4 protein-coding genes and 1 pseudogene are annotated in these 7,989 nt (G+C 66.4%); 1 reads left to right on the top strand and 4 read right to left on the bottom strand.

Annotated elements, in window-relative coordinates:
• The first annotated feature begins 390 nt into the window (after positions 1 to 390).
• On the top strand, positions 391 to 1,830 hold the full coding sequence (locus Manayef4_RS22050) for a helix-turn-helix transcriptional regulator (RefSeq protein WP_139140188.1): 1,440 nt from the start codon (positions 391 to 393) through the stop codon (positions 1,828 to 1,830).
• A gap of 478 nt (positions 1,831 to 2,308) precedes the next feature.
• Here Manayef4_RS22050 and Manayef4_RS22045 read toward each other — a convergent pair whose 3' ends face one another.
• From Manayef4_RS22045 to Manayef4_RS22030, 4 genes and pseudogenes are all read right to left on the bottom strand, one after another.
• Positions 2,309 to 2,968 (bottom strand): hypothetical protein, encoded by a 660-nt coding sequence (locus Manayef4_RS22045; protein WP_035734610.1) that lies wholly within the window; start codon positions 2,966 to 2,968, stop codon positions 2,309 to 2,311.
• Positions 2,969 to 3,260: 292 nt separating this feature from the next.
• On the bottom strand, positions 3,261 to 4,403 hold the full coding sequence (locus Manayef4_RS22040; protein WP_070133269.1) for a site-specific integrase: 1,143 nt from the start codon (positions 4,401 to 4,403) through the stop codon (positions 3,261 to 3,263).
• A gap of 575 nt (positions 4,404 to 4,978) precedes the next feature.
• Positions 4,979 to 6,406 carry a tyrosine-type recombinase/integrase gene (locus Manayef4_RS22035; protein ID WP_254665799.1) on the bottom strand — a complete coding sequence of 476 codons (1,428 nt, stop codon included), beginning with the start codon at positions 6,404 to 6,406 and terminating at the stop codon, positions 4,979 to 4,981.
• A 1,058-nt stretch (positions 6,407 to 7,464) separates the two neighbouring features.
• A pseudogene (locus Manayef4_RS22030) lies at positions 7,465 to 7,770 on the bottom strand (transposase); the annotation flags it as partial.
• Positions 7,771 to 7,989: the final 219 nt, after the last annotated feature.

Genomic DNA, 7,989 nt, shown 5'->3' with positions numbered 1-7,989 from the left:
ACCCCCCTCGTCTCGTGATCACAAGGTGGCCCCGGGCAGGCCCCACCTGCGTGGAACAGCCCGCCCGGAACCGTTCACGGCGCCCGCCGAGGACACGAAGGCCAACCCGGCAGGAACCGCCGCCGAGAAGTCCACCGCGTCAAGCCGGAGGCATCGAGAGCAAACAGACGGTTATCGATGCCGGACAGCCGTGCTCACCTAGACGACCGTTCCCGCGCCCGAACCGGCAGCCGAACGGCAAACGATCAGGTATTCATCCGGCAAACGATCAGAAAACATGTGGTCCACCAGGAAACACGCCAGACAAGGCCCACCGACATCACCGGATAGCAGTAAGCATCCGGCTACGCTTTCTCCCGGGAAATCCGGTAACCAGGGAAGCGAGACGTCATGCCCCCTCAGCCCAGCACACACCCGGGATGGAACCCCGGCCAGCTACGCCGCCACCGCGAACAACTCGGACTGAGCCGGGCCGCCCTCGCCGACAAGATCGCCAACATTGACCCTGTCGTGGCCAAGGAAGCGGGGTTCACCCCACCGGCCGCCGGCCCCGAGATGATCAGCAAGCACGAGCGGGGCGTCAACTTCCCCGGCACGTCCTACCAGGCGGCTTACTGCCACTTTTTCCAGGCCAGCGAACCCGAACTCGGATTCCGCTACCCCTACCCCCACGAACACAAAGACGATCATGCGGGGTCTGTTACACCACCGCTAGCCGGGATACCCTCACAACACCAGCCCACGCCGCAGACCGAGGGGGTGGAGACCGCGAACCGCAGAGACCTACTCAGCCTCACCGCCGCAGCCATAGGACTCACCGCCACCGGCACAGCCGCAGCGATGATCGCGCCCGCCGACAGGTTGGCCATCCTGGAACGCRCCACCGCCGGCAGCGGCGCGGCATCCGCGGCCGAAGGGGCCCTACAGGCCGTGGTGGCCGACTACCTGCACCATCCCCCCGCCGAGACATTGCGCCGGGCCATCGCGTTGCAGCAGCTCACCGACGCCATCACCGCCCAATACCCGCTACGGCCCGCCGACCAGGCCCGGGTCTGGCGCGTATCCGGTGTCGCCACCGGCATCCGCGGATGGCTGGAGAACAACGCCGGACACACCACCGACGCCCGGCTGTCCTTGCGGGAARCCCACCGCAGAGGCGAACTCCTCGAAGACAATCAGTTGATCGCCTGGACGCGCTTCATGCAGGCCACCATCGAGGACTACGCCGGCAACCCCGCCGGAGCCGAACAGTACGCGCTCGACGGCCTGCGCCACGCACCCAGCGGACCACAACGGGCTATCTTGCTGGTGGGCAGCCTTGCCGGGGCCCGCGCCGCCCATGGCGACATCCGAGGAGTTGACGCGGCCGTCAGCGAGGCCGAAAGCATCGTTAGCAGGCTGACTCCAGACGAGCGCGGCCCGCGAGAGGATCATCGTACCGTCGTTGACAGCCTTACCAGCATCGGATTGCCGATCTTCTCTCTCGACGTCGGCCGAGTGTATTCCCGCCTTGGCGAGATAGGCCGCTTCATGGAGGTAACGGCCGACGTCCGACCCGCCATCGAGCAGGGCAGTAGCTCACGGACGTCCGTGTTCCGCGCGGATGAGGCAGTAGCCGTTGCACGGAGCAAGTCRCCGGATCTTGACAGGGTGGCCGCACTTGCCCGCGAAAGTTTGCGTCTCGCTGGCCCGTTCCAGACCGCTCACATCGCAAGCCGGGTCAACGTCGTCCTCGCCGTGACTGACCGCGACTATCCCGCGATTCGATCATTGGCCGACGAGGCCCACACCTGGCGGATCAGCCGCAACAGGCCCATCGACCTCGTCTAACCGGATAACCTGCATAAACAGCAACGATGTTTGATCGTCGCTAATGTTCTGTACGGGTTCAAGGGCGCCCCTTCGGGGCGCCGGGTGGTTCGTGTCACATGTGCCGCACGCGCCGCGCCGAACAGGACCCGTCCGGACCCGCCGCGCGCCGGGCGGGGCCCGGCCTCCCTTCGGTCGGCACCCCACCCGGGCGCGTCGGCCCGGCCACCCGTTCGGAGCGTCGAGGAGATCAGGGAATGTCACCGGTCGAGGGGTGTGGGTTAGAAGCAGTGCTGCCGCGCCCACTCGCCCCACGAGTGCGCAGAGCGCACCCGCAGGACGAGCAGGCTTGCCCACGGAGCAACCCGGGTCAGGCGTCAAGGATGGTCACTGAAACCGGTCGAGTGACGAGAGCCAGCGCAGCTCACCGGGGGCCAGGACTACGGACCCGGGTCCTGGGTAGCCGCCGGGTGTGGCAGCTACCCAGGACAGACGCGGCCTAGGGCTGCTGACCGAGGATTACCGTTTGTTGAACGGTCTGAAGTAGACGATTCATGGTGTCAAGTTCGTCGAGGGTCGTGTCTGTGTCCTTAGCCATGTGTGTCAGAGACCACAGTAGGTGCATCACGTCGCGGCGTGGGCCGCGGTCGGGCGGGGTTTCGTCGCCGGATACATCCTCCGTCGTCCCGTACGCCCGCATCGCAGCGTCGAGCGCCGCACAGGCGATCGTCGCCCAGGTCTGCCCCGCTCCATTGTCGGTCGGGGCGTTCTCGGTGGGCAGCGCGGCACGGCGAGCGGTCATCGCGTCGTCTACCGTGCGTAGCAGCGTGTAGAGATGGGCGTAGTCATCCGGTGACATCCGGGGGGTTTGGAACAGGCCGAGTAGACGCACCAGCGGACCCAACGCGTGAGTCTGGGCAGCTAGCTCATCGTCCGGTATCGGGGTCTGGGCACGCCGGAGCAGGCGTCCCGCCGCCAGTAGCACGGCTTGAGCCACTTGCAGCCAGTAGGCAGCCGCGTTCACATCGCTCACACCGTCGATCAGACGCAGGTCGAGGCCCGGCAACATCAGCACAGCTTCGAGCTTCATCCCGTCGTGCCCGTCCCACGTGTGGACGTCGACCGCAATCGGACGGTACGACGGAACGATTGTGATCATCGGGTTGATGGTGGGTGTCCACCCGTCATGTGGTGGTGGCATGATGGCCATAGGTCACGTACTCCTGTGGTCGCAGGGGTTCGGGGCTCAGGCCCGGGTTGCGGTGTTGGCGCACCGTTCCGGGCCGCTTTGTTGTGTACCTACATCATCGCTAATTCGCTTTAGGTTGTGAACACATAAGATTCCCTCACAAAGGGCTCTGGCATCTTCACGGCATGGATCGGGCGGGTGTACGCGGTCGGGACGGTGGACGGCCCGCGGAGACCGAAGGGCTCCAGATTAGCGGTTGGGGTCATATGGCCAGGACCGCGAGGGTTTCCGCCGCGCCGGGGTTCGAGACCTTCCGGCCCATGTAGGTGGACAGGGTGATGGACGGGTTGGCGTGGCCGAGGACATCGRCGATCTGGCGGGGGGTATGCCCATCCCCATCGAGGAGGGTGGCAACGGACCTGCGGCCGAACAGGTGGGACGTCAGGCCGGGGAAGCCGGCATCSTTCACGGCGTCGCGGATGTCGGCCTGAGTGTTACTCGGGTCGCGTAGGCCGCMCATCTGCGCGGGGAACACCACCTCGTCACTGTTCTGTCCGTGGTGGCGGGTGCGCAGCATGGCCACGGCCCAGGCCGGGAGTAGCAACAGCCGGTGGCCCGCCTTCGACTTCGGACGAGGCTTGTTGATCAGACCCTGGCCGGTAATCCGCACCACGGTGGACCGGATTTCCACGGTGCCCGCGTCCAGGTCGACCGCGTCCCAGACGATCCCGCATACCTCCCCGATGCGCGCGCCGGTGGCGATGAGCATGTCCACAAGATCGGGGATGTCGCGGCGCYGCGCCCGTTCGTCGTAGGTGAGCAGCGCCCGCAACTGCCGCAGTTGGGCTGCGCCGAGCGCCTTGGATACCGGCTTCGGTTCCGGTCGGGTGATCTGCCCGGCGTCGCGGACCACGTTGCGGTCCATTGCGTCGAGCCGGGCGGCCATCGCGCACATGCCGGACAGCACTGTTCGCGCGATCCGCGCCGCACCGGGGCCGCTTTTGGTCGTGACCGCGCTGAAAAACCGGTCCGCGGTTCCGACCGTGACCTGTCGGGCCTTCACTCCGCCGAGTGCGGGGTAGACGTGCCGGTCGAGGGTGGTGCGGTAGGCCGCGAGGGTGTTGGGAGAGCGGTCTTTCTTCTGCTGTTCGGCAAACCACGCCTCACCGAGGACCTTCATAGTCGTMTCCGGTGTGATGTCGCCGTCGCCGACCGCGACCCGCAGCCGGTCACGCAGCGCGAGTTTCAGTGCCCGTGTGGCCGCCGCCTTGGAGGTGCCGCCGCGTTCGACTTCGCGGCGTACCCCGTCATGGTCGCGGTAGAAGCAGCGTGCCCGGGAGCCCTYCGCCGTGGCGCTGTAGAAGATCTTTCCGCCGACACCGAGATCTAGACTGGGACGAGCCATGYCACACCGCCGCATCCTTCGGGAGTGGAACGAACGCCCTCATACTAGCCTGATCGTCCCGTACTTACCCCGTACTTTGAGTGATCAATAAGGGTGAATGGCGGCAAATGACGATGCTTGCCTGCAAGCATAATCCGCAGGTATCAGCATGTTTTCGCGAGTAGCGACGGATAACGAATCAATGGGATTGCTAATCCGTCGGTCGTGGGTTCGAGCCCCACCCGCCCCACCCCTCCTGACCTGGCCTTTTGCAGCGGCCAGGTGGCCGTGGAGATCAACAACGGGCCCTGGTGGTGACGTGCTGGTGACGTTGCGACCGCAACCATTTTCCGAGCCTCCTCCGCTGGTTGCGGAGAGTGGCCGTGGCTGGTGAGGGTGCCTCGGTGCCGGTCGATGCGGACGAGCTCTTGGTGGCCCTCGGCGGCCCCGCCGCGGTCGTGGGGATGGCCTGGTCTACCGGCTGTTTGACCGATCTTGACCGTGCGCGGTTGGTGTGGCCTCCCGCGCTGCTGGTGGATCAAGAGCCGATGCGGTCGGTGCGACCGGAGTTTGCTGCGAACCTGACCCGGGGTGTCCTACAGGTCGAGGCCAGGTCCGTTGGCGGGGGGTGGTGTGGGGTCGTCCAAGCTGTCGGGTTCCACCTGGCCGGGTGGGTGTCGGCGGGGGACGATGTCGGCGGCGGCTTTGGCCGCGGCGCGATCCGCGTCGGCGAAGACCGAGGTGTAGACGTCGCCGGTGAAGTGGACGGAGGAGTGTCCGAGGAGTTCGGAGACGACCTTGAGGTCCTTGGTGGCCCGGTAGGTGAGGCTGGCGGCGGTGTGCCTCAGGTCGTGCAGTCGGATCGGGGGCAGGGGGCCGAAGGCGAGCGCGGTCTGAATGGCGTCTTCGGGCATGAAATGCCGGGCGGCGAGCTGGTCGACGGTCCAGCTGTGTTCGGCGTGCTCATGGCGGATGGTGGCGAATCGGGTGATGAGCCGTTCGAAGCGTTGCGAGACGCCGTTGGGGGTGAGCCTGCTGCCATCGGGATGAGTGAACATCCGTCCGCTGTCGACCCAGGCCTTACCGTAAGCGGCGCGTTCCTCGTCTTGGYGCGCCTGCCAGGTGGTGAGGACGTTTTTTGTAGCCGGGTCCAGGCTGACAGTACGGTAGCCGGCGTCGCTTTTGGGTTCGGTGTATTCGTCGCCGTCCAGGTCGAGGTTGTCGTCGGCGCCGGAAACGGATCCGGGGAGGTTGTCGAGGATGTAGATACTGTCGTCGTCGATGTCGATTTCGGTCCAGCCGAGGGCGACGGCTTCACCGCGACGTAGGGCGCGGTGGGCGATGAGATGCCACAGTGGGTAAAGGCGGTCGGCGACGGTGAAGTCGAGGAAGGCACCGGCCTGCTGCGGGGTCCAGACCATGACGGGGGAGGGCCGTTTACCGGTGCGTTCCCAGGCGGCGATCCGCGGTGCGGTCCAGACGAGTGGTCGGGGCTTGCGGGCCTTGGGTAGTTCGACGTGTTCGGCCGGATTGACGCCAAGTTTCTTACGTTTCACGGCGCTGTTGAGCGCGCTCATGGTGGTGGCGTGCACCCGGCGTAGCCGGGAGGCGCTGAGGGGCCGGYGGTGGTTGGGGTCGTCTTTGCGGACTTCGAGGAGGCGGACGAGCAGGGGTGAGCGTTTCCTGCCGTGCAGATCCCGGCCGATGAGCCGCATGGCGGCGTAGAGCTGTTCGATGTGGTGGTCGCGCAGGTCAGCGAGTCTGAGGTGTCCYAGGCCGGGTTTGAGATAGAGGCGGACGTGCTCCTCATACGAGCGGCGGGTGGACGCGGCGAGACTCGCCTTTCCATCGAGCCAGTCGTCGAGGTAGCGGGCGACGGTGAGCCCGGTGTCGTCGGGCCGCCCACCGCCATGGAGTTCGGCCAGGGAACCGGTCAACGCGACCTCGGCCTCCGTCTCGGTCTCGAACGGTCCGCCGGTGGTGCGCCGCCGCCGCCCATTGGGACCGGGTGGGACGTCGTGCATGTACAACCAGGAACCGTGGTCCGACCGGGGCAGTTTCGGACACCGGGCGCCGTAATCCTTGCCTGTCTGGGGATCGCGGCAGCCGCACCGTTTGAACACCGRTCCCCTCACTGGACACCATCCGGGCAGCCTGTCCCGGGGGCTACCGCGGCCGAGGATGACGGGCAGCTGCGCCCAAGTTCATCGGACGCGGCTGGTGGGACGGGGCGGGGCATACGATTCATGCGCACCGACGGTCCGGGYTGGTGCCATCGCAGACGGCATSGTCGCGGCCCTCGGCAGAGACATCGTCGCAGGCGCAGGCATCCACATTGACATCGAGCGCGTCACCCTGGCATGGCCTCGGCATGGGGCTGTTGCGTTGTGAGGGGTAGGGCATACGAGGCTCTGGCCGCCCGGGCGGTCAGATGGCGCGGGCGAGCTCGGTGAGAACAGGCGACAGTATCGGGTGAGAATCGGCCTCGACGTCGAGTTCGTCGTAGCCGCGGCGGATGTTCTGGACTAGCCTGAGTTTCCTAGCTGGCGAATAACTTATGCCTCTTTGGCTATGATCGACGATCTGGTGTACGCCGGTCGACCTGCACCGTTGCGCGACCAGATCGGTGCGATTATGGCTTCAAAGGGTGTATTGTCCATATTGTGGCGTCGATCATCAAGAAGCGGCGGGGCGACCGGGTGTACCTGTGATCAGGACCGGCGGACGTCCATGGAGACCGGCGAACAGGCTGCCGATGATCTCATAATCCGTCGGTCGTGGGTTCGAGTCAGGCCTCTTCCAGCCAGTCGCCGCCGTGAAGCTCCGCTAACGAGGCCATCAGCGCCTTCTGCGCATCGTCCTCGGTGGGAAATGGACCCCTGACGGCCCGCCGCCGCGATCGCGGCAGATGCCGCCACCACGGGGTTGGGAACCTCGCCGGGCGCGGACGCCCGGCGCTGCCTGTGATGTTCGCGGCGGTCTCGGTGCCGGAGTAGTTGGGAACCTCGCCGGGCGCGGACGCCCGGCGCTGCCCGCGGACTCACATGTGGCCTCACCTGGTGTGAGGAGTTGGGAACCTCGCCGGGCGCAGCCACGGGCTGACGTCCACACCCAGCACGATCCGGCCGTCGGCGGCCCGCGGCAGCGGCAGCCCGGCCAGCGCGCGGCGCAGCCGGCTGATCTCGACCCGGCCGTGGTTGATCGCGCCGTACAACGCGCCGTGCCCTCGGCGGTGCTCCGCTGCCRGCGACAGGCCGACCAGGTCACGGACCGGGCCGTCCGCGCACAGCACGGCGTCGGTGAGCTCGAACAGGGCATCCGCCCGCCGGGTCAGACAGCCATAGAACTCCTGGCGGAACCGACACAGCACCCCAAGGTGCTCGACGATGGGGACATCGTGGGCCAAGCTGTCCTCCACGGCCTTCTGTCTGATCACGGTGTCTTTGGTGAGAAACCAGGATCAACAGGAGGCCGCTTCACGTCACGGCGACACGCCGGCCCACCCCAAACCACCAGCGACTATCACACAGAGTGACACCCGAAGGTTAAACGACAAGCTGAGAAGGTGTTTGAGAATGCCCGCTGGTGACGGTGTGTGATCTTCCGG

The sequence above is a fragment of the Frankia sp. CgMI4 genome (genome assembly GCF_001756285.1).
In the GTDB taxonomy this organism is placed as follows: domain Bacteria; phylum Actinomycetota; class Actinomycetes; order Frankiales; family Frankiaceae; genus Frankia; species Frankia casuarinae.
Note: the sequence above shows the minus strand (reverse complement) of the source record. Positions and strands in the feature narration are given on the sequence as shown.